The sequence below is a fragment of the Corynebacterium pygosceleis genome (genome assembly GCF_016595275.2).
Lineage (GTDB): Bacteria > Actinomycetota > Actinomycetes > Mycobacteriales > Mycobacteriaceae > Corynebacterium > Corynebacterium pygosceleis.
Genome location: NZ_JAENIQ020000003.1, coordinates 312016 through 333169, shown reverse-complemented (window position 1 = coordinate 333169; position 21154 = coordinate 312016). Strand labels below are relative to the sequence as shown.

The following is a 21154-nucleotide window of genomic DNA, read 5'->3' as shown; positions in this document are numbered from 1 at the left end:
CGAACCGTGCCCCAGGGTAGCGGGCGGTGGGGGGATCATCCCAACCGGGTGAGACTCACCGACCGCAGGACGGTTCCACCGTCCCCTGGACCGTCGCGGCGAGCACGGTGGTGTCCCCGGGGAGCACGACCGTACCGAGTTCCACGGCGCATTCCGGGTCCGTCGGATCGAACATCGTCGCCGTCACGGGGGCACCGGCGGACACCCCGTCCGACCACGCCACGCCGACGGGTCGGGTCACACCACCACCGGTGACCGTCGCACCGGCGATACCGGTGAAGCCGGCGGTCGCGGTGTGGAACCCGGGCTCCGGGGTGAAGGTGTAGCTCTCGACGAGCCCGTCCCCGCTGATGCCGTAGACCGCCCCGTCGGAGGTGGTGCCCTCCCCGACGTTGACGTCCGGGCCCTCTGCCGCGGGCCTGGGGGTGTCGATGGTCGTCCGGCTCGCCTCACCGCCTTCGACGGTCACGGCGGTGCCGTCACCGGCGACCCAGCTGACCGTGTCTCCGCACCCGGCGTGCCCCCACACCGGTGCCGGGCCGGCGGGCAGGACGTCCGCTTCCGGACCCGTCGACGCCGAGGCGTTGATCCTCGACACCGCGACGTCGACCCCCAGTTCGCCACCGTCGAAACTGGCGGCGGGTGATTTGGCCTCCAACCAGGAGACGTGTCCGTCGTCGCACCTCGTCAGCCCGACCGGAACCGAGTTCGAGAACGTGCTGGAGGTCTCCCCGTCGACGGTGACATCGACGATGAGGTGCCGGTCCGGGTGTTCACCGTCACCGACCGCGTAGGCGAAGGTGGCGCCGCGGCCGTCCGGGGAGCTGACCGCGTGTGTGATGAAACCCGTGGCGTCCCCCTCGGCGTGTGCCGTGTCGCGGAGGTCGGGACCGAAGACCGTGACCCCGGAGGAGTCTCCGACCGCGACCGAACCGTCGGCCAGCCTGACGACCGCGGGCCGGACGGACCCCGGGGCGGAGGCCAGGGTGGTGACGGTTCCGTCGGGGCCGACGACCCCGGTCTCGGTCGAGTTCCCCGTCCCGGTGACCAGGATCAGCCGGGAATCATCCGCACCCGGTTCCCCGGATCCGTCACCGGGTGCAGCTGCGGAGGTGTCCACCGTCGTGGTGTCCGTCCGGGATGCACCGGTGTCGACGTCTCCCGTGGAGCACGCAGCCACGAATGCCAGTGGCAGGGTGGCTGTCGTGAGGAGTCGGAGGAGGTTTCGTCTGCTGCTCGGGACTGACACTGGTGGTCTCCGTTCGTCGGGGTGTTGAACGGGACCATGCTACAACCACGGCCGGCGCCACTCACGCCATTCCGGCGATCCGCGCCCGGGAGACGACGTCGGTGATGACCTCCAGCACCCGGTCGACGTCGGCGTCCGTGGTCGTCGGGCCGAGCGTGAAACGGACGGCACCACGGGCGTCATGCTCACTGACGCCCATCGCCAGCAGCACGTCGCTCGCCCGGTTGACCCCGGCGGAACAGGCGGAACCGGTGGAACACGCTATTCCGGCGTTGTCGAGCAGCATGATGAGACTGTCGCCCTCCGCACCGGGGAACGAGAGATGGAGGTGTCCGGGCAGGCGGTGTGCGTCCGCACCGTGCACCAGGACGTCATCGACACGGTCGAGGATCCCGGCCTGCAGTCGGTCACGCAGGTCGGTGATCCGGGGGGTGGACCCCGGTATCTCGGCGACCGCCTCGGTGAGGGCTGCGGCCGTCGCGACCGCCCCGGCGACGTTCGCGGTTCCCGGCCGGATGCCGCGTTCCTGGCCCCCGCCGAACAGGACGGGAGTGGGGGCGGGTGAACGTTTCGCGATGAGCAGCCCCACGCCCCGGGGGCCACCGAACTTGTGGGCACCGGCGGCGAGGGTGGTCGCTCCGAGCGCGACGAAGTCCACGGGCAGATGGCCGACGACCTGGGTCGCGTCCACGTGCACCGGGGTCCCGGCGGTCGCTGCACGGGCGCAGATCCCGGCCACGGGCTGGATCGCGCCGGTTTCGTTGTTCGCCCACATGCAGGTGACCAGGGAGGCCCTGGCGTCGAGGACGGGGCCCGGGACGGTCACGCCGTCGGCGCCGACGGGGAGCAGGTCGATTTCCGCACCGGCGGCGGCCAGGGCGGTGACGGTCTCGGCGACGGCGGGGTGCTCGATCGGGGTGGAGATGATCCGCCCCCGACCACCGGCGCGCCAGAGTCCCTGCACGGCGATGTTGCAGCTCTCCGTGCCGGAACCGGTGAAGATGACCTCCACCGGTTCACAGCCGAGCGCTGCGGCGATCTGTTCCCTCGCTTCCTCGAGGGCCGCCCGCGCGAGACGCCCGGAGGCGTACTGTCCACCGGGGTTGAGCAGCCGGGCGGTGTCCGCCCAGGCGTCGACGGCGCACCGGCGGATCGGTGCGGTCGCCGCGTGGTCGAGGTAGTGCGGGGATTCCGGCACGGATCAGCCCCTCCTGCGGCGCGCGATCTCCTCGGTGAGTGCCGGGGCGATCGTGAACAGGTCGCCGACGACGCCGAGATCGGCGATCTCGAACAGGGGTGCGTCCTCGTCGTTGTTGACGACGACGATGGTCTTCGATGTCTGCATGCCGGCCTTGTGCTGGATCGCACCGGAGATACCGAGGCCGATGTAGAGGTCCGGGGAGACGGACACACCCGTCTGGCCGATCTGGTACTGGCCGCCGTACCAGTCGTGGTCGATGGCGTCACGCGTGGCACCGACGGCTCCGCCGAACGCGTCGGCGAGGGGTTCGACGATGTCGGTGAAGCCCTCGGCGGATCCGACGCCACGACCACCTGCGACGACGATCTTCGCCTGGGCGAGGGCGGGCCGCTCGCCACGTTCGGCGGGGGTGAATCCGGTGACACGGACGTCCTTCTCCCCCGCCCCGGGGAGTTCGAGGCTCACGAGTTCACCAGCACCGGGACGCGGTTCCGCGTCGACGGCTCCGGCACGCACGGCGTAGACGGGGCATTCGCCGCCGACTGCGGCGGTGACGGAGATCGTGTCACCGAAGATGGACTGCTGTGCGGTGCGGTCGGCGTTCACCCCGACGACGTCGCACAGGACCCCGGAACCCAGGCGTACGGCGAGGCGGGCGGCGATCTCGTCACCGGCGGGTGACGAGGGGACGAGGACGGGGGCGGGGTTCGAGGAGGCGAGGATGGACAGAGCGTCGACCGCGGGCAGGACGAGACGCTCACCGACATCCGCCCCCTCGGCGGCGACGATCTGATCGGCTCCGGCGGCGGCCAGCGCCTCGGCGAGTGGCGCCGAGGTTCCCGGGGCACCGACGACGACGGCACTCACGGCGCCGAACGCCCGGGCTGCGGTGATGAGTTCTGCGGTGACTTCATCGAGCACGCCGTCGGTGTGCTCGACCAGTACGTATGCGTGGGACATTGCGGGTTCTACTCCTGGGTTGCGTGGATCTGCGTGGCGGCGTGCGACTAGATGAGGTTGCGGGACTCGAGGAAGTCGGCGATGGCGACGGCGGCCCGGCCGTTGTCGCGGATGATCTCGCCCTGCCCGCGCTCGGGACGTTCGGTGGCGGCGGTGACGGCGGTCGCCGCGTGGGAGCCCCCCACCTGTTCCGGGGAGGCTGCGGTGTCCGCCAGGGACAGGCGGGTGATCTGAGCCTTCTTCGCGGCCATGATGCCCTTGAAGTTGGGGAACCTCGGTCGGTCCGCCTGATCGGTGACGGAGATGACCGCCGGCAGCGCGGCGGCGAGCTCGAACTCGCCCTTCGGGGTCTCCCGGACACCGGTGACGGTCCCCTCGGCGGCGTTGACCGTGGCGCTGCGCAGGTGGGTGAGCGCCGGGATGGTGCGGTACTCGGAGAGGATGCCCGCCATGCCCCCCATCAGTCCGTCGGAGGAACGGTTGCCGGTGACGATCAGCTTGAGTTCGTCCAGTCCGAGGGCGGACATCGCGGCGTCGATTCCGCAGGTGAGCGACCAGGCGGTCCCGGGCAGGTCCGAGCCCGCGATCCCCTCGTCGGACAGCAGCACCGCGTCATCCACCCCCATGGCGAGAGCCTTGCGCAGCGCCTCCTCCGCCCGACCGGTACCCGCGGTGAGGGCGACGACCCGCCAGCCGGCCTCGGCGTCGGTTTCACGGATCTTCAGGGCCTGTTCGACGGCGTACTCGTTGATCTCGTCGATGACCTCGTCGACGTTGTCGCGGTCGAGGGTGAAGTCCCCGGACAGTTTCTTCTGTGACCAGGTGTCGGGGACGTGCTTGACCAGTACCACGATCGTGGGCATGCGGTGTGGGCCTTCCTTGTTGGCGGCTGTGACGGACTCATGGTCGCCCGTGGGTCACCCCTCCGGTGGTGGCGGGGGCATCACGGACTCCAGGCTGGCCGCCAGTCTAGCCTTCCGCGGCACCTCCGTCGCCACCGGGCGAACACTGTGTCAGCTGCGGTCAACACCATCGGTGCGGGGTCCGCAGACCAGGGCGACGCCGGCGGAACCGATCCGGGTGACGACCACGGTCATCGGCCGTTCACCGGCCTGTTTGAGGTCACGGCGGAGTCTGTCCGGGTCGATGTCGACACCCCGTACGAGTATCTCCAGAGACCCGCACCCGTGTTTCCGGAGAGCTGCCTTCAGCTTCTTCAGCGGCACCTTTTCGATGAATCGAAATCCTGTTGTCCCGACCGGGACACGGTCCCCGGTGAGGTGCGCGATCCGGTCATCGAGCATCCAGAGCCCCTCGCGGAGCGCGTAGTGCCGGACCAGTCCCGCCCGGACCACGGCCCCGTCGGGATCGATGATGTAGCGGCCGGGTGGCCCGGCGATGCTCTCCTCCCCCGCGCCGCCGCCGTCCCGGTCCGTGATCCGGTCGATCCGGGGGCCACCGCGACCGGTGGTGGAGATCATCACCGCTTCTCGTCGTTCGCCGGCACCGAGTTCCGGCGAGTAGAGACAGGCCTCCTTGACACCGCCGTCGACGCTGACGAGACTGACCGGCCCCTCCCAGTCGCTGAAGTCCAGGCCCGGAGCACATTTCACGGCGACGGGCGTACCTTCGTGCGCACCGATGAGATCCGGTAGCGGCGGGAGCAGCCGGTCGGGACGGGTGATGCGGCGCCCTCCGGCACGACGCGCGGGATCCGCGACGACGACATCGACGGCGCCGGGTCTCAGGGGTGGCGTGAGAGCGTCGGCGACCGCCACCGCCGCTCCGGTGTTGATGCGCGCCATCCGCGCCCGGACGGGGTCGAGGTCGGAGCCGGTGACGGTGAGCCCGGCGTCGGCGAGTACCGGGAGTTCGGTACCGATGGAGCAGGTCACGTCGTGGACGTGTGCGCCGGTGCCGAGGTGTGAGGCGATGCGGTGCGCACGGACCTCGGCGACGGCGGGTGCGGTCGCCTGTTGTGCCGAATCCCCGCACATGAGCCAGTCCGACGGGAGCTTGCCGACGCTCGCCCGGCGTGCGGCGGCGAGTTCGGAGACGGCCCGTGCGTGGTCACCGAACTGTTTCCGCAGTGCCTGTGTGTCGGCGATGAGACTGGTCCGGGTCAGTGCGAGTCCCGCGGTCGCCCCGGCGATCTCCGCGCGGTGGTCCCGGAGGAAATCGACCTCCCCTCGTGTGTACGCCATCTACCTGCGGTGGCTCCCCCGCCCGGCGCGGGGTGCCCGCCGGGCGAAGTAGCGGCCGTCGATCCGGTCGATCCGGATGGGCTGGTGGAAGGCGCGGGTGAGATTCTCGCTCGTCAGCACGTCGTCGATGAGGCCCTGGGCCACGACGGACCCTTCGTCGAGGAGCATGGCGTGGGTGAAGCCGTCGGGGATCTCCTCGACGTGGTGGGTGATCATGACGATGGCGGGTGCGTCGGGGTCGAGGGCCAGCCGGCCCAGGTGGCCGACGAGATCCTCCCGACCACCGAGGTCCAACCCGGCCCCGGGCTCGTCCAGGAGCAGGAGTTCGGGGTTCGTCATGAGCGCGCGGGCGATGAGGACACGCTTGCGCTCCCCTTCGGAGAGGGTTCCCCAGGTCCGCCCCTGGAGGTGGTAGGCACCGACCTGTTCGAGGATGTCCCGCGCCTGATCGAGGTCGGTTTCGTCGTATTCCTCCCGCCACCGACCGAGGATGGCGTAGCCGGCGGAGACCACGAGGTCCCCGACCTCCTCGTTCGCGGGGATACGGCTGCCGAGAGCCGCGGAGGACACCCCGATCATGGCCCGCAGATCGCGCATGTCGGTGCGCCCGATCCGTTCACCCATGATGAACGCCGTACCACCGGAGGGGTACTCCTCTGCGGCGGCCATGCGGATGAGGGTGGTCTTACCGGCGCCGTTGGGGCCGATGATGACCCACCGTTCATCCAGTTCGACCTGCCAGTTGACGCCGCCGACGAGCGTCGCCCCGTCACGGACGAAGGACACGTCGCGGAAGTCGATGAGGAGGTCCGGGTCGGTTTCGGTCTCATTCACAGTCACCCCTCCATCATGACCCATCGACCGCCGCGGTGGTGACTGCCACGGCGGTGGCGGCCGATCCGCCCCGTGCCCTTCCCGGTGTCGGGGCGACCGTGGCCCCCTTTCCCGGTGAACGACCGGGATTCGGTGGCCGGGAGCCCGGTGTGCCGGGGTTTCCTCCGTTAGAGTGGGGGCTGTACGGGTGCCGTTCCCGGATCAGGGGACGCCACCGTCCAGCACCGGACAGGACCGACCGGAAACACGAATGAGGAAACAGTGACGAATCGCCTTGGCCTAGATGATGTCCGCCCCGTGATCTCCGGGGGACGCCACCCCACGAAGGCTGTGGTGGGTGAGGTGGTGCCGATCTCGGGCCTGGCGTGGCGCGAGGGACACGACGCACTCTCCGCCACCCTCAATGTCCGTGGGCCGGAGGACTCCCCCGCGTTCCGGCGCACCGTCAAGATTCCCATGCGCCGCAGCCCGCATGACGAGGACCAGGTCAACGGGGTCGTCATCCCGGATGCCCCGGGCCTGTGGACGTTCCGCATCGATGTCTGGTCGGACCCGGTCGCCACGTGGCGTCATGCCGTGACCTCCAAGATCGACGCCGGGCAGACCCGGGCGGAACTCGCCAACGATCTCGAGACCGGTGCCCGGCTCTTCCTGCGTGCGGCCGAGGGGGTGCCGAAGAAACACCGCCCCGAGGTGGCGTCCGTGGCGGAGAGTCTCCGCCGGGAGGATCTCGGCCCCGCGGAGGCGGTCGCCCCGGCGTTCACCGCCGACATCGTCGCACTGCTCGACGAGCACCCGGTACGGGAACTGCTCACCCGGGGCATTCCCCGCAAGATCAGGGTGGAGCGGCCCAGAGCGCTGTTCAGTTCCTGGTACGAGTTCTTCCCCCGTTCGACCGGTGGCGTCGACACGGACGGCCGCCCGGTGCACGGCACCTTCGCCACCGCGACCGCCGAACTGGACCGCGTCGCCGCCATGGGCTTCGACACCGTCTATTTCCCGCCCATCCATCCGATCGGTGAGATCAACCGCAAGGGACGCAACAACACCCTGACCCCCGGGCCGGAGGACGTCGGTTCACCGTGGGCGATCGGGTCCACCGCCGGAGGCCACGACGCGGTGCACCCCGCACTGGGAACCATCGATGACTTCGACGCGCTCGTGTCCCGCGCGGGTGAACTCGGGCTCGAGATCGCACTCGATCTCGCCCTCCAGTGCGCACCCGACCACCCCTGGGCCGCCGAACACCCCGAGTGGTTCACCGTGCTGCCCGACGGCACGATCGCCTACGCCGAGAACCCGCCGAAGAAGTACCAGGACATCTACCCCCTCAACTTCGACAATGACCCCGAGGGACTCTACAACGAGATTCTCCGTGTCGTGTTGTTCTGGGTGGACCACGGCATCACCACGTTCCGTGTGGACAACCCGCACACCAAGCCCGCGAACTTCTGGGAGTGGCTCATCGGCACCGTCCACGAGAAACACCCGGACGTCATCTTCCTCGCGGAGGCCTTCACCCGTCGCCCCCGCCTGTACGGTCTCGCCAAAGCCGGATTCAGCCAGTCGTACACCTACTTCACCTGGCAGACCACCAAACACGAGCTCACCGAGTTCGGTCGGGAAATCTCCCGGATGGCGGACGTCTGCCGCCCCAATCTCTTCGTCAACACGCCGGACATCCTGCACGCGTCCCTGCAGTACGGCGGACGCGGAATGTTCGCGCTGCGCGCCGTACTCGCATCGACCATGTCCCCGCTGTGGGGCGTGTACTCGGGATACGAACTCTACGAGCACCGGGCGCTCAAGCCCGGCAGCGAGGAGTACCTCGACAGCGAGAAGTTCGAGCTCCGTCCCCGGGACTACGCCGCGGCCGACGCCAGCGGCGACTCCCTCTCCGTGTTCCTCGGGACCCTCAACCGGGTCCGCCGCGAACACCCGGCCCTGCAGCAGCTGCGGGTCCTCGATTTCCACACCACCGACTCGGACCAGGTGATCGCCTACTCCAAGGTGGACCCGACGACCGGTGACACGGTGCTGGTCGTCGTCAACCTCGACCCGTACAACGCCGTCGAGACGACGGTCCACCTGGACCTCGAACGGCTCGGCATGGACCCGGGCGCGATGTTCGACGTCCACGACGAGATCAGCGGCGCCGACTACCTCTGGGGCGAACACAACTACGTCCGTCTCGAACCGTGGAACAACGTCGCGCACATCCTCATCCTGCCGACGGTGACCCCCGGGCGCCGGGAACAACTCGCCTGGCGCCGGATCGACCGCTACCGGGCTTAACCCCAACCCCGGGACACGCGCCCCGCACCGACGACGACGGCGGCCGTGCCCCGGGGCGACGACACGCAGACCCGCGCCACAGTCAACCCCACGAAGGACACCACCATGAACTCCCCGAACGTCCCCGAACGACTCCTCATCGCCGACGGCGACTGGCGGCTCCTCGCCGCCTGCCGCCACCACGACCCGCACGGGATCTACGGCTGGCACCACACCGAGTCGGGGTCGGTGGTCCGGACCCGCCAGATCGGTGCCGACCGGGTCCAGCTGCACGTGGAGGGACGCCAGCCCGTCGACATGCAACCCGTCGGCGACGACGTCTACGTGGCCGCACTCCCCGACACCAGCTCCGTCGCCTACGAACTGATCATCACCTGGCCCGGGGGAACCACGGTGACCAGGGCCGACGGCTACTGCTTCCTCCCCACCCTCGGCGAGACCGACATACACCTGATCAACGAAGGGCGCCACGAACGCCTCTGGGAGGTCCTCGGTGCGCGGGTCCGCCGCTACGACACCGTCCTCGGCACCGTCACCGGCACGTCCTTCGCGGTGTGGGCCCCGAACGCGGCCGGCGTCGCCGTCATCGGCGACTTCAACGGCTGGAATCCCTCCCAGACCCCGATGCGCGCCCTCGGGTCCTCCGGGGTGTGGGAGGTCTTCGTCCCGGGGGTGTGCGCCGGCGAAGTGTACAAGTTCGCGATCCACACCCACGACGGCACGCGCCTCGACAAGGCCGACCCGATGGCACGCCTCACCGAGGCGCCACCCGCCACCGGTTCCATCGTCGCCGAATCCGACTACCGGTGGCGGGACACCGACTGGCTGGCCCACCGTGACCGCACCGACTGGAACGCCTCCCCGATGAGCATCTACGAGGTTCATCTGGGGTCCTGGAAGTACGGACTGACCTACGCCGAACTCGCCGATGAGCTCGTCGACTACGTCGCCGACATGGGCTACACCCACGTCGAGTTCATGCCCGTCGCCGAGCACCCCTTCGGTGGTTCCTGGGGCTACCAGGTCACCGGCTACTACGCCCCCTCCTCACGCTGGGGTACGGCGGACGAGTTCCGCGCACTCGTCGACGCCTTCCACGCCCGCGGCATCGGGGTCCTCGTCGACTGGGTCCCCGCCCACTTCCCCAAGGACGAATGGGCCCTCGCCCGATTCGACGGCCAGCCGCTCTACGAACACCCCGACTGGCGTCGCGGTGAACAACTCGACTGGGGCACCTGTGTCTTCGACTTCGGCCGCCCCGAGGTCCGCAACTTCCTGGTGGCCAACGCCCTCTACTGGCTCGAGGAATTCCACATCGACGGCCTGCGGGTCGACGCCGTCGCCTCGATGCTCTACCTCGACTACTCCCGTAAGGAGGGCGAGTGGCTGCCGAACGTCCACGGCGGACGCGAACACCTCGAGGCCGTGCAGTTCCTCCAGGAGATGAACGCGACGGTGCACCGCCACCACCCGGGTGCACTGACCATCGCCGAGGAGTCGACCTCCTGGCCGGGGGTGACCGCCCCCACCACCGAGGGCGGGCTCGGGTTCTCCATGAAATGGAACATGGGCTGGATGAACGACACCCTGCGCTACTTCGGGGAGGACCCGATCAACCGCAGCTGGCACCACAACGAGATCACGTTCTCCCTGGTGTACGCCTTCTCCGAGAAGTTCATCCTGCCGATCAGCCACGACGAGGTCGTCCACGGCAAGGGCTCCCTGTGGGAGCGGATGCCCGGTGATTCCTGGAACAAGGCCGCCGGCGCCCGGACGCTGCTCGCCTACATGTGGGCGCACCCGGGTAAGCAGCTGCTGTTCCAGGGACTCGAATGGGCACAGACCTCCGAGTGGTCCGAGAGCCGCTCCCTCGACTGGGGCGATCTCTTCGGGTGGGAGGGCGAGTACCACACCGGTGTCCGTGACCTCGTGCGGGACATGAATCACCGCTACGTCGACGAGCCGGCCCTCTACACCCGGGACTTCACCGGCGACGGGTTCGACTGGGTCAAGGCCGACGACGCGGAGAACAACATTCTCGCGTTCCTCCGTCACGGTGCGGGCGGGGAGAAACTGCTCTGCGTCAGCAATCTCGGGGGCGGCAGTCAGCCGTCCTACACCTTCGGTCTGCCCCTCGGCGGTGCCTGGGAACTCGTCCTCAACACCGATTCCGGTGACTACGCCGGTGCCGGCAATGATCTTCAGCGTGTCGTGCACGCCGACGACTACGGGTGGGACGGTCAGCCGCACTCCGTACGCCTGCACGTCCCGGCGATGTCGACCCAGTGGTACCGCCACCGCGACTGATCAACCGGCTCCACCACATGACGCGGTGCCCCGTGCGGTCCCCTGATGACAGGGGTCGCACGGGGCACCGTTTCGTTGACCGGCCGGTCAGAACAGGGCGCTGGCCATTCGGCCCCGCGCGGCGATCACCCGGGGATCGTCGGTGGCGAACAGGGCGAAGAGCTCCAGCAGTCTCTCCTTCACCGCGGCCCTCCGGTCGCCCTGGCTCGACGCGAGCAGTGTGATGAGCCGGTTGAAGGCCGGCTCCGGGTCCCCTGCCGCAACCGCCGCGTCCGCAGCGGCGAAAGCCTTGTCGACGTCCGTGGGATCTGCGTCGGCCTCGGCGACCGCGTCCACTGCGGGATCCGCCTCCGACAGCCGCTTGAGGAGGCGGGCGTTGTCGCGGGCGAGCTTCGCGTCGGTGTTGGCGGGTTCCCTCGCGAGGATGCCGTCGTAGACGGCGATGGCCGCATCGAAGTCACCCTCCGCCATGGCATCCTCGGCGGGGGCGAAGCGGGGATCCCCGGGAACCTCATCCCCGGGTTCCCCGGAATCGGCCTGCTGCGGCAGTCCCTGGAGCTTCCCCGCGCAGGCCCCCACCACGGCCGCGGTCCACTCCTGCAAAGCGGACTGTGGCTGCCCGCCCTGGAAGTCCGCGAGTGGTCGTCCACCGGCGAGAGCGACCACGGTCGGCAGCGCCGTCACACCGAAGATCTGCGCCAGTTCGGGGGCTGACTGTGCGTCGACGTACCCGAACAACCAGTCGTGGCCGGCGGCGGCCGCGAGGTCCGTCAGATCGCTTCGGAGCTGACGGGATGACTCAACCTCGTCCGAGCCGATGAGCAGGACGACCGGGACCTGCATGGACCGTTCAATGACCTCGGACTCGATGTTCGACCGGGTGACGGTGAAGGAGGTGGGTACCCCTCCCCCGGCGTTCCCTCCCCGGGACTGCGCCTGCGCCCGGGCTTCCGCCCGGGCCTTGATCTCGCCCAGATCCACGGCTCCGGCGGTGAAACGTTCGGGAGTGGTCATAGTCCGTTCTCCTTTTCCTCGGCTGCGGCCAGGCGCCGGTTGACGGCGTCGACCTTGGCGGTCAGCTGCCCAGTGTAGCCGGGCCGGATGTCGGCCTTGAGAACCAGCCCGACCCGCGGAGAGACGGCGACGACGGCCTCGGTGGCGCGCTTGACCACGTCCATGACTTCGTCCCACTCACCCTCGATGAGGGTGAACATGGCGTTGGTCTCGTTGGGCAGGCCGGAGGCGCGGACGACGCGGACGGCCTCGGCGACGGCGTCGGCCATCTCGGCGTTGGCACCGGGGGTCTCGGTGGGGGCGACTGAGAATGCGACGATCATGCAACACAGACTACCGAAAGACGTTCGGCGTTCCGTTCAACCCGCTCCCGCCCGCGGTTGGCGGGGTAAAATCAGTGAGCATGAACCACTCCATCGACATTCCCCACGAATACGTCACCTGCCTCGACCACGTCGGCATCGCGGTCCCCGATCTCGATGCGGCCGTCGAGTTCTACCGGAGTGCCTTCGGCTGGGTGAACCTCCACCAGGAGACGAACGAGGAGCAGGGCGTCGTCGAGGCGATGGTCGGCCCCGCCGACACCGACGCCACCGCCCCGACGGCCGGGGTGATCCAGCTGCTCGCGCCCCTGAACGAAGACTCGACCATCGCGACGTTCCTGGAGAAGAAGGGGCCGGGGCTCCAGCAGATGTGTCTGCGCACCGACAACATGGACGCGCTGTGTGAACATCTCCGGGGTCTCGGGGTCCGTCTCCTCTACCCGGAGCCGAAACGCGGCACCGGTGGAGCCAGGATCAATTTCGTGCACCCCAGGGACGCCGGTGGTGTCCTGCTCGAACTGACGGAGCCCGTCGCGGCGGACTAGCGCCTGTCCCAGCAGTGACGGTGCCAGTGCCTCCGGTCATCGGCACCCCGTCCGAAGTCTTTCGGCCATGCGACGATGTGGGCGACGCCCGGAGGAATGTTCTGGTTGCACCCGGGGCACACGTAGAACTTCGTGGCGCGTCCCGCCCCGATCCTCCGCACGAGGTGCGGGGCACCACCGGTGTACGACGGTCCGGGCATCTCCTGGGTGCCGTAGTAGACCGCGCCGTCGCGGGGCAGAGGGGCCACCGTCGGTTCACTCCGCCGCCCACCGGAACGGCGACCGCCTCTGGAACGGTTGCGGCGCGGCATCAGAACAGACGGAGTTCAGCTGACTCCGTGCCCCGGAGCGCCTGATAGTCGAGGACGACACACCTGATCCCCCGGTCCTCGGCCAGGGTACGTGCCTGGGGTTTGATCTGCTGTGCGGCGAAGACCCCCTGAACCGGGGCGAGAAGCTCATCCCGGTTCAACAGGTCGAGGTATCGTGTCAGCTGCTCGACGCCGTCGATCTCCCCCCGTCGTTTGATCTCCACGGCGACGGCGGCCCCGTCGGCGTCACGGCACAGGATGTCGACCGGTCCGATCGCGGTGGGGTACTCCCTGCGGACGAGTGTGTAGCCGTCACCGAGAGTGGTGATCTGTTCGGCGAGAAGTTCCTGGAGATGCGCCTCGACACCGTCCTTGATCAACCCCGGATCCTGACCGAACTCATGGGTGACGTCGGAATGGATCTTCTCGATGGTGATCCGGAGTTGCTCCCCCTTGGAGTTCTCCACGATCCAGAGGGTGTTGCGGGGTGCGTCAGCCTCGGGGTCCACCTCCCCACCGCCACCGGTGCCGCCCTCGATCTCCACCTCCACGTTCTCCTCGCGGAGGGTGCAGGGTGGCGTCATCCAGTTCAGGGGCTTGTAGGCGCGGTCGTCGGCGTGCACCGACACGGAACCGTCGGCCTTGACGAGCAGCAGCCTGTCGGCGGACGGGAGGTGCGCCTCCAGCCGTCCGACGTAATCAACGGAACAACGGGCAATGACAAGTCGCATTCCACGAAGTCTAGCGTGTCCGTCCCCGGTGACCGGACGGTACCCGTCTAGCGGTCGAGCGGCCGGAAACGCCGTTCCTGCCGGGCGCTGGGCGCGGATTCGATCCAGGCGGTCAGCGCGGTCTCGCTCTGGGCGTCGAGCGCGAGTTCGTAGCGCCGGTCCCTGACGGCCAGTTCCACGATCCGGACGCCCGCCGGCATGAAGGCCGTTTCCGCGGCACCGGGTTCCCTGCGACCCGTGACCTCCGCACCGGTACGCGGGAAACGGAGATCCGGGGCCGGAGCGACGGACCTGAGCTTGTAGAACTCGATGCCGTCCCCCGAGTAGCGCAGCGCCCCGTGCCGCCAGCCGTGCGCACCGTCGGCGGGCAGGCGTCTGAGGAGAATCCCGGATCCGGTGGCCCGTACGCGCAGAAAGCGCCAGCCCGCGAGCACGACGAACACACACAATGACGTGGACAGTCCGTACCAGAGAAACTCCACCGATCACTCCCTCATCATCAAGGTACGGCGGCGCGTCGTCGGTTCAGGCCAGCGACGCTGACACCCGGCGCACCGCTTTTCTGTGATCCTACTCCTGGCACGTCTGATCAACGAACTTATTGCAACGGGGGTCCCCAACTCCGCGAAACTGCTGGTGAGCGGGGCTGAATTGGTGCTTCGTCCGGCTCAGCCACCGTGGTCTGGGTGATACGACAGCAAAATGGATCGCCGATGCCCGTGACGACGACGTGCCCCGAGAGGAAACCGTGGTGGTTCCTCCCGGGGCACGTCGTCGTGGGGAGATGAGCCGGTGGCTCGGAGCCTCCCGGGCTCAGCCTTCCTGACTCCGTCGGACGGCGCGCAGTCCGGCTTCAGCGCGTGCCCTGGAGTCCCGGTCGCCCTCGTTGAGGGCGGCCTCCGCGGCGGCGGTGTCGACCTCGGACGCCCATTCGGCGTGGTCCGCGAGGATGGTGACCTTGTCCTTGGACACGGAGATGAATCCACCCTGGACGGCGGCGACCAGACGGTCCCCCTCGGCCGGGCGGATGGTCACGACACCGTTCTCGATCAGCTGACCGAGCATCGGCTCGTGACCGGCGAGTACGCCGATCTCACCCTCGGTGGTCTGGGCCGTGACGATCGTGGCGTTGCCGGACCACAACTTACGTTCCACGGCGACCAGTTCAGCGGCGATTTCAGCCATGAGACCCGCCCTTCTACTTTTCGTTCATCTTCTGGTACGCGGCCTCGACGTCGTCCAGCCCGCCCAGGCCGTTGAACGCCTGCTCCGGGTAGTGGTCGAAGTCGCCCCGGCAGATGCGCTCGAAGGCCACGATGGTGTCCTCCAGCGGCACGTAGGAACCGGGGATACCGGTGAACTTCTCCGCGACGAAGAAGTTCTGGCCGAGGAAGCGTTCCAGACGACGGGCGCGCTGGACGGTGATCTTGTCCTCCTCGGACAGCTCGTCCATACCGAGGATGGCGATGATGTCCTGGAGTTCCTTGTTCTTCTGCAGGATGTTGATCACGCGCTGCGCGACGTTGTAGTGGCGCTCACCGACGATACCGGGCTCGAGGATCCGTGACGTGGAGGTCAGCGGGTTCACGGCCGGGTAGATGCCCTTCGAGGCGATCGAGCGGTCGAGCTCGGTGGTCGCGTCGAGGTGGGCGAAGGTGGTCGCCGGAGCCGGGTCGGTGTAGTCGTCCGCGGGCACGTAGACGGCCTGCAGGGACGTGATCGAGCGGCCCTTCGTCGAGGTGATGCGCTCCTGGAGCACACCCATCTCGTCAGCCAGGGTGGGCTGGTAGCCCACGGCGGAGGGCATACGACCCAGCAGGGTCGAGACCTCGGAACCGGCCTGGGTGAAACGGAAGATGTTGTCGATGAACAGCAGCACGTCCTGGTGCTGGACGTCACGGAAGTACTCCGCCATCGTCAGACCGGACAGCGCGACGCGCATGCGGACTCCCGGCGGCTCGTCCATCTGGCCGAAGACGAGTGCGGTGTCCTGGAGAACCCCCATCTCCTCCATCTCGAGGAAGAGGTCGGTGCCCTCACGGGTACGCTCACCGACACCCGCGAACACGGACGTACCGGAGAACTCACGCGCGATACGGGTGATCATCTCCTGGATGAGAACGGTCTTACCGACACCGGCGCCGCCGAACAGGCCGATCTTTCCGCCCTTGACGTACGGGGTCAGCAGGTCGATGACCTTGATGCCGGTCTCGAGGATCTCGGTCTTGCCCTCGAGCTGGTCGAAGGGCGGCGGGTCGCGGTGGATGCCCCACTGCTCGCCGTCACGGCCGAGGCCGGGCTCGTCGAGGCAGTCGCCGAGGGCGTTGAAGACGTGGCCCTTGACGACGTCGCCGACGGGCACGGAGATCGGACGACCGAGGTCGGTGACCTCCTGGCCACGGACGAGACCGTCCGTGGGAGCCATCGAGATGGTGCGCAGGAGGTTGTCACCCAGGTACTGGGCGACCTCGAGCGTGATGGTCTTGGCGACTGCCTCGAGCTTGATCTCGACAGTCAGTGCGTTGTACAGGGCCGGAAGCTCGCCGCGCGGGAATTCCACGTCGACGACCGGACCGATGACGCGCACGACACGGCCGGCGGTGGACGCCTGCTGTGTGTTCTGCTCCTGGAGAGCTGTAGTCATAATCTAGTCACTTTCTCCGCTTTCGGCGAGCGCTCCCGCGCCACCGACGATCTCTGTGATTTCCTGGGTGATCTGTGCCTGACGGGCCTGGTTGGCCACGCGCGAGAGGTCCTTGACCAGCTCGTTGGCGTTGTCGGTCGCAGACTTCATCGCGGTACGTCGGGACGCGGACTCACTGGCCGCGGCTTCGAGGAGCATGGCGTAGAGGCCACGCGACACGTACTGCGGAAGCAGGGCGTCGAGCAGTTCCTCCGCACTGGGCTCGAAGTCGTAGTCCGCCTCGATATCGTTGGACGACGAGGCGAGCATGTCTTCCCCGGTCTCGATCTGGTCGAGCTCGATGATCGGCTCGATCGGAAGGAGCTGGTGCGCCCGGGCGTTCTGGGTCAGCATGGACTCGAACTCGGTGTACACGACGTGCAACTGGTCGAAGCCCCGGATGGGTTCACCCTCCGGCGTCGCCAGTCCCTCACGCCACTTCGCGGTACCGGTGGATCCTGCGACGAAACCGTCGATCAGGTGCCTGCGCATACCGTGGGTCTCCTTGTATCCCGGGTCCTGGGAGAACCCGGTCCACGCGCCGGCGATGTCCTCGCCGCGGAAACGGTAGTAGCTCAGTCCCTTGTTGCCGGAGACGTACAGGACCACTTCGTAGCCCTTGTCCTCGAGCATGCCGCGCAGTTCGGCGGTTTTCTTGAAGACGTTGTAGTTGTAGCCGCCGCACATGCCACGGTCACTGGTCACCACGAGAATCGCGGCCCGACGTCCGTTCTCACGTTCACGGAGCATCGCGTGGTCGAGTTCGGTGGCGGACGCGAGGCGTTCGATCACACGGTGGATCTCCTCGGCGTACGGCATCGAAGCCTCGACCCGCTGCTGGGCCTTCGTGATTCGCGAGGTGGCGATGAGCTCCTGGGCCTTGGTGATCTTCTTGGTCGAGTTCACCGACTTGATGCGGGAACGTAGTTCTCGAAGATTGGCCATGATCTATCGCCTCCCTTCTTTTCCTAGGACGGTCATGGTGCGTGTCACGACCCTACTTCTTGGCTGACTTGCGGGAGACCGTGATCTTGTTCTTCTTCAGATCGCCCTCCGCCATTGCCTCGACCTCGGGTTCGTTGATCACCGGGGTGCCGTCCGTGGTCTGGAAGGTGCGCTTGAAGTCCTCCGTCGCGGACACCAGGATCTCCTTCGACTCGTCGGAGAACGCTGCACCACCGGCGATCTGGTCGTAGACCTCGCTGGCGTTGCCGTGCAGGTACTCGTGGAGTTCGGTCTCGAAGCGACGGACATCCTCGACGGGAACGTTGTCGAGGTGGCCTTCGCCCGCGAGCCAGATGGACACCATCTGATCTTCGACCGCCATCGGGTTGTTCTCGGACTGCTTGAGCAGCTCGACGAGACGCTGACCGCGTTCCAGCTGACGCTTGGACGCCGGATCCAGATCGGACGCGAAGGCCGCGAAGGCCTCCAGGTCACGGTAGGAGGCGAGGTCCAGACGCAGTGAACCGGACACCTTCTTCATGCCCTTGGTCTGTGCGGCACCACCGACACGGGAGACGGAGACACCGACGTTGATGGCGGGGCGAACGCCCTGGTTGAACAGATCGGACTCCAGGAAGACCTGGCCGTCGGTGATGGAGATGACGTTGGTCGGGATGAAGGCCGAGACGTCGTTGGCCTTGGTCTCGATGATCGGCAGAGCGGTCATCGAACCGGCACCCATGTCATCGGACAGCTTCGCGGCACGCTCCAGCAGACGGGAGTGCAGGTAGAAGACGTCACCCGGGTAGGCCTCGCGGCCCGGCGGGCGGCGCAGCAGCAGGGAGATGGCACGGTATGCCTCAGCCTGCTTGGTCAGGTCATCGTAGATGACCAGGACGTGCTTGTTCTTGTACATCCAGTGCTGTCCCAGGGCGGCACCGGCGAAGGGTGCGAGCCACTTGAAACCGGCGGAGTCGGATGCGGGAGCCGCGACGATCGTCGTGTACTCCAGGGCACCGTGCTCCTCCAGGGTCTTCCGGATTCCGGCGATGGTGGAACCCTTCTGTCCGATGGCGACGTAGATGCAGCGGACCTGCTTCTTCTCGTCGCCGGACCCCCAGTTGGCCTTCTGGTTCAGGATCGTGTCCAGGCAGACCGCGGTCTTGCCGGTCTTACGGTCACCGATGATCAGCTGACGCTGACCACGGCCGATCGGGGTCATCGCATCAATGGCCTTGATGCCGGTCTGGAGGGGCTCCTCGACGGGCTGACGCTGCAGCACGGAGGGGGCCTGAAGCTCGAGGACACGGTCCTCTTCTGCTTCGATGGCACCCATGCCGTCGATGGGCTCACCCAGGGGGTTGATAACGCGGCCGAGGAACTTGTCGCCGACCGGGATGGACAGGACCTCTCCGGTCCGCTTAACTTCGTCGCCCTCTTTGAGACTTTCGTAGTTACCCAGGACAACCACGCCGACGCGGTCGGTGTCGAGGTTCTGTGCGACGCCGATGACGCCGCCCGGGAACTCGAGCAGCTCATTCGTCATCACTGACGGGAGGCCCGAAACCTGGGCGATACCGTCAGCCGCCGAAATGACCACGCCGACCTCCTCACGGGAGGCCTCCGGGGAGTAGCTCGAGGTGTAATTCTCAATCGCGCTACGGATCTCGTCGGAGGAGATCGTCAGCTCCGCCATGTTCTTCCTGCTCTCGGTTGTTTCTTCCAGCATTATTTGTCTAGTTCTCCTGGTCGTAGTCGGCGCCGGTCACGGCAGTTTCGACCGCAGGCGCTGAAGCTTGCCTGAAGTGGAACCGTCGATGACTTCCGAACCGACGCGGACGACCACACCACCGAGGAGGCTGGGGTCAACCTCAGAGTGGATGGACATCTCACGACCGTAGATCGTGCCCAACTTGTCCTTCAGACCCTGCTCCTGCTCCGCAGTGAGCCGGGTCGCGGCGACCACGTGGGCGACCGTCCGGTTCTGCATGTCGGCGGCCAGCGCGCTCAGTGCCGCGATGTCCTGGACGGGACCGTGGTCACGTCGGGTGATCGCCTGCAGCGCGAGTGCCTCGGTCACCGGGGTGACCTTGCCGTACAGAACACCCGCCAGCAGTCCCCGCTTCGCGTCGGCTGTCGCCGTACGGTCGTCGAGGAGCTGGGTGAGCCGGGGCTGATCGGTCAGGATGCGGGACAGCCGGAAAAGCTCGTCCTCCACCTGCTCCAACTGCCCCTGGCTCCGGGCGGCCTCCAGCAGTGCGCGACGGCCCAGTTCGACAAGGCCCTCCCGCATCTCACGGGGGGTGGACCAGTTCAGTTCAACCGCATCTCCGAGGACCTTGAGGGTGGTGTCGGAGACCTTGCCGCCGAACACCTCCCGAACCAGGCCCACGCGCTGCTCAGCGGGGTTCGAGACCTCCGCGGCAGCGACACGCAGGGCGCGGTCTCCGTCGAGGATCTCCACGACGTCGAAAAGCTCGGTTCCGGTCTGTGCGGCGGTGGCCACGGCGTTACCCTGGCCGGACAGGATCGTGTCCAGATTGCGCGTCGCCTTCGCCAATGCCTCGCGGCTCGCTGCGTGCATGTCGCTCACTTTCCTGCCGGGGCCACGGTGTCGAGATCGGAGAGGAACGCGTCGATCGTCCCGGAGCGCTTGACGTTGTCGCCGAGCTGCTCACCGAGCAGACGCTCGGCCAGGTTGATCGAGTTCTGTCCCATCTCGCGGCGCAGCTCGGTGATGACCTGCTCACGCTGAGCCATCAGCTGCTTCTCACCGGACTCGATGATTCGGTTGCTTTCTTCGGTGGCCTGGGTCTTCATGTCTTCGATGATCTGCTTGCCCTTGGTGCGCGCATCCTCACGGATCTGCGCCGCTTCAGCACGTGCCTCAGCGAGCTGGGCGTTGTACTTCTCGAGGGCGGCCTTGGCTTCCGCCTGCGCGGCCTCGGCGCGCTGGATGCCGCCCTTGATGCGGTCCTCGCGCTCGACGAGCACTTCGCGGGCCTTCGGAAGAACGAACTTCCAGAAGCCGATCAGGATGACAATGAAGCACAGCGCCGACCAGACCATGTCGTAGGTGAACGGGAGCAGCGGCGAAATCTGGCCGCTCAGCGGCAGATTACCGTGCTCCGCGCCACCTTCGGCAAGGTGGTAAAGGTGGTTAGTCATAGGTCCTCACAGCTTTCGTTGTCGGCGTGGTTCTTCGCTGTTCAGTGGATCAGAACAAGAAGCCGGCGACGAGGCCGATGAGGGCGAGGGCCTCCACGAAGGCGATACCCAGGAACATGGTGGTACGCAGCTGGCCGGCCATCTCGGGCTGGCGGGCCATGCCCTCGAGGGTCTTGCCGACCAGGATGCCGATGCCGATGCCGGGGCCGATCGCGGCGAGGCCGTAGCCGATGGCGCCGAAACCGGAGAAGGAGGTGGCGGCGGCTTCCTGCGCGAGGATGATCTCGTTCATTGGTGTGTCGTTCCCTTTCTTGAGCCCGGAAGGTTCATGTTCTTCCGGGCGAGGTGATGATTGTGGGGTATTCAGTTGACCGTTTTTTCGCC

At 67.5% G+C, this 21154-nt stretch carries 21 protein-coding genes; 3 read left to right on the top strand and 18 right to left on the bottom strand.

Going from position 1 to position 21154, the window contains the following annotated elements:
* Window positions 1-55: 55 nt before the first annotated feature.
* The 6 genes from JIM94_RS07995 to JIM94_RS07970 all read right to left on the bottom strand — a co-directional run bounded on the left by JIM94_RS07995 (window position 56) and on the right by JIM94_RS07970 (window position 6472).
* On the bottom strand, window positions 56-1249 hold the full coding sequence (locus tag JIM94_RS07995; RefSeq protein WP_200251620.1) for a hypothetical protein: 1194 nt from the start codon (window positions 1247-1249) through the stop codon (window positions 56-58).
* 61 nt (window positions 1250-1310) lie between these two features.
* The gene (locus tag JIM94_RS07990; protein WP_200251618.1) at window positions 1311-2447 is read right to left on the bottom strand and encodes an aminotransferase class V-fold PLP-dependent enzyme; all 1137 of its coding nucleotides are present in this window, start codon (window positions 2445-2447) and stop codon (window positions 1311-1313) included.
* Window positions 2448-2450: 3 nt separating this feature from the next.
* Window positions 2451-3410, bottom strand: coding sequence for an electron transfer flavoprotein subunit alpha/FixB family protein (locus tag JIM94_RS07985; protein WP_200251616.1), 960 nt, complete (start codon window positions 3408-3410; stop codon window positions 2451-2453).
* 47 nt (window positions 3411-3457) lie between these two features.
* Window positions 3458-4273 (bottom strand): electron transfer flavoprotein subunit beta/FixA family protein, encoded by an 816-nt coding sequence (locus JIM94_RS07980; protein WP_200251613.1) that lies wholly within the window; start codon window positions 4271-4273, stop codon window positions 3458-3460.
* 150 nt (window positions 4274-4423) lie between these two features.
* Entirely contained in the window at window positions 4424-5614 is a 1191-nt protein-coding gene (locus JIM94_RS07975; RefSeq protein WP_200251610.1) for a class I SAM-dependent methyltransferase, read from the bottom strand.
* Entirely contained in the window at window positions 5615-6472 is an 858-nt protein-coding gene (locus tag JIM94_RS07970; protein WP_200251607.1) for an ABC transporter ATP-binding protein, read from the bottom strand.
* Window positions 6473-6709: 237 nt separating this feature from the next.
* On the opposite strand from JIM94_RS07970, the gene JIM94_RS07965 reads away from it, so the two are divergent.
* Both JIM94_RS07965 and glgB read left to right on the top strand, forming a co-directional pair.
* The gene (locus JIM94_RS07965; RefSeq protein ID WP_200251603.1) at window positions 6710-8743 is read left to right on the top strand and encodes a maltotransferase domain-containing protein; all 2034 of its coding nucleotides are present in this window, start codon (window positions 6710-6712) and stop codon (window positions 8741-8743) included.
* Between the two features lie 105 nt (window positions 8744-8848).
* Window positions 8849-11050 (top strand): 1,4-alpha-glucan branching protein GlgB, encoded by a 2202-nt coding sequence (gene glgB / locus JIM94_RS07960; RefSeq protein WP_200251600.1) that lies wholly within the window; start codon window positions 8849-8851, stop codon window positions 11048-11050.
* A gap of 87 nt (window positions 11051-11137) precedes the next feature.
* Here glgB and JIM94_RS07955 read toward each other — a convergent pair whose 3' ends face one another.
* Both JIM94_RS07955 and JIM94_RS07950 read right to left on the bottom strand, forming a co-directional pair.
* The gene (locus JIM94_RS07955; RefSeq protein WP_200251598.1) at window positions 11138-12064 is read right to left on the bottom strand and encodes a tetratricopeptide repeat protein; all 927 of its coding nucleotides are present in this window, start codon (window positions 12062-12064) and stop codon (window positions 11138-11140) included.
* Window positions 12061-12387 carry a thiamine-binding protein gene (locus JIM94_RS07950; RefSeq protein WP_200251595.1) on the bottom strand — a complete coding sequence of 109 codons (327 nt, stop codon included), beginning with the start codon at window positions 12385-12387 and terminating at the stop codon, window positions 12061-12063. Before JIM94_RS07950 ends, JIM94_RS07955 begins: the two co-directional genes overlap by 4 nt.
* A gap of 80 nt (window positions 12388-12467) precedes the next feature.
* Here JIM94_RS07950 and mce point away from each other — a divergent pair, with 80 nt between their 5' ends.
* Window positions 12468-12932 carry a methylmalonyl-CoA epimerase gene (gene mce / locus JIM94_RS07945; RefSeq protein ID WP_200251592.1) on the top strand — a complete coding sequence of 155 codons (465 nt, stop codon included), beginning with the start codon at window positions 12468-12470 and terminating at the stop codon, window positions 12930-12932.
* On the opposite strand, the gene JIM94_RS07940 is transcribed toward mce, so the two are convergent.
* From JIM94_RS07940 to JIM94_RS07895, 10 genes are all read right to left on the bottom strand, one after another.
* A complete protein-coding gene (locus JIM94_RS07940; protein WP_248703004.1) occupies window positions 12929-13243 on the bottom strand; it encodes a hypothetical protein in 315 nt (104 codons plus the stop codon). The genes mce and JIM94_RS07940 overlap by 4 nt on opposite strands.
* Complete coding sequence (nucS, locus tag JIM94_RS07935) at window positions 13243-13974, bottom strand: endonuclease NucS (protein WP_200251581.1); 732 nt, start codon at window positions 13972-13974, stop codon at window positions 13243-13245. Before nucS ends, JIM94_RS07940 begins: the two co-directional genes overlap by 1 nt.
* A 47-nt stretch (window positions 13975-14021) precedes the next feature.
* A complete protein-coding gene (locus JIM94_RS07930) occupies window positions 14022-14456 on the bottom strand; it encodes a DUF2550 family protein (protein ID WP_200251580.1) in 435 nt (144 codons plus the stop codon).
* 331 nt (window positions 14457-14787) lie between these two features.
* Window positions 14788-15159: a F0F1 ATP synthase subunit epsilon gene (locus JIM94_RS07925; RefSeq protein WP_200251578.1), complete on the bottom strand. Its 372-nt coding sequence runs from the start codon at window positions 15157-15159 to the stop codon at window positions 14788-14790.
* A 13-nt stretch (window positions 15160-15172) separates the two neighbouring features.
* On the bottom strand, window positions 15173-16618 hold the full coding sequence (atpD, locus tag JIM94_RS07920) for a F0F1 ATP synthase subunit beta (protein ID WP_198735648.1): 1446 nt from the start codon (window positions 16616-16618) through the stop codon (window positions 15173-15175).
* Between the two features lie 3 nt (window positions 16619-16621).
* Window positions 16622-17602: a F0F1 ATP synthase subunit gamma gene (locus JIM94_RS07915; protein WP_200251577.1), complete on the bottom strand. Its 981-nt coding sequence runs from the start codon at window positions 17600-17602 to the stop codon at window positions 16622-16624.
* Between the two features lie 52 nt (window positions 17603-17654).
* Window positions 17655-19298: a F0F1 ATP synthase subunit alpha gene (gene atpA / locus JIM94_RS07910; protein ID WP_200252170.1), complete on the bottom strand. Its 1644-nt coding sequence runs from the start codon at window positions 19296-19298 to the stop codon at window positions 17655-17657.
* Window positions 19299-19367: 69 nt separating this feature from the next.
* Window positions 19368-20186: a F0F1 ATP synthase subunit delta gene (locus JIM94_RS07905; RefSeq protein WP_200251574.1), complete on the bottom strand. Its 819-nt coding sequence runs from the start codon at window positions 20184-20186 to the stop codon at window positions 19368-19370.
* Between the two features lie 5 nt (window positions 20187-20191).
* Window positions 20192-20770 (bottom strand): F0F1 ATP synthase subunit B, encoded by a 579-nt coding sequence (locus JIM94_RS07900; RefSeq protein ID WP_200251571.1) that lies wholly within the window; start codon window positions 20768-20770, stop codon window positions 20192-20194.
* Window positions 20771-20819: 49 nt separating this feature from the next.
* Window positions 20820-21062 (bottom strand): ATP synthase F0 subunit C, encoded by a 243-nt coding sequence (locus JIM94_RS07895; protein ID WP_198735644.1) that lies wholly within the window; start codon window positions 21060-21062, stop codon window positions 20820-20822.
* Window positions 21063-21154: the final 92 nt, after the last annotated feature.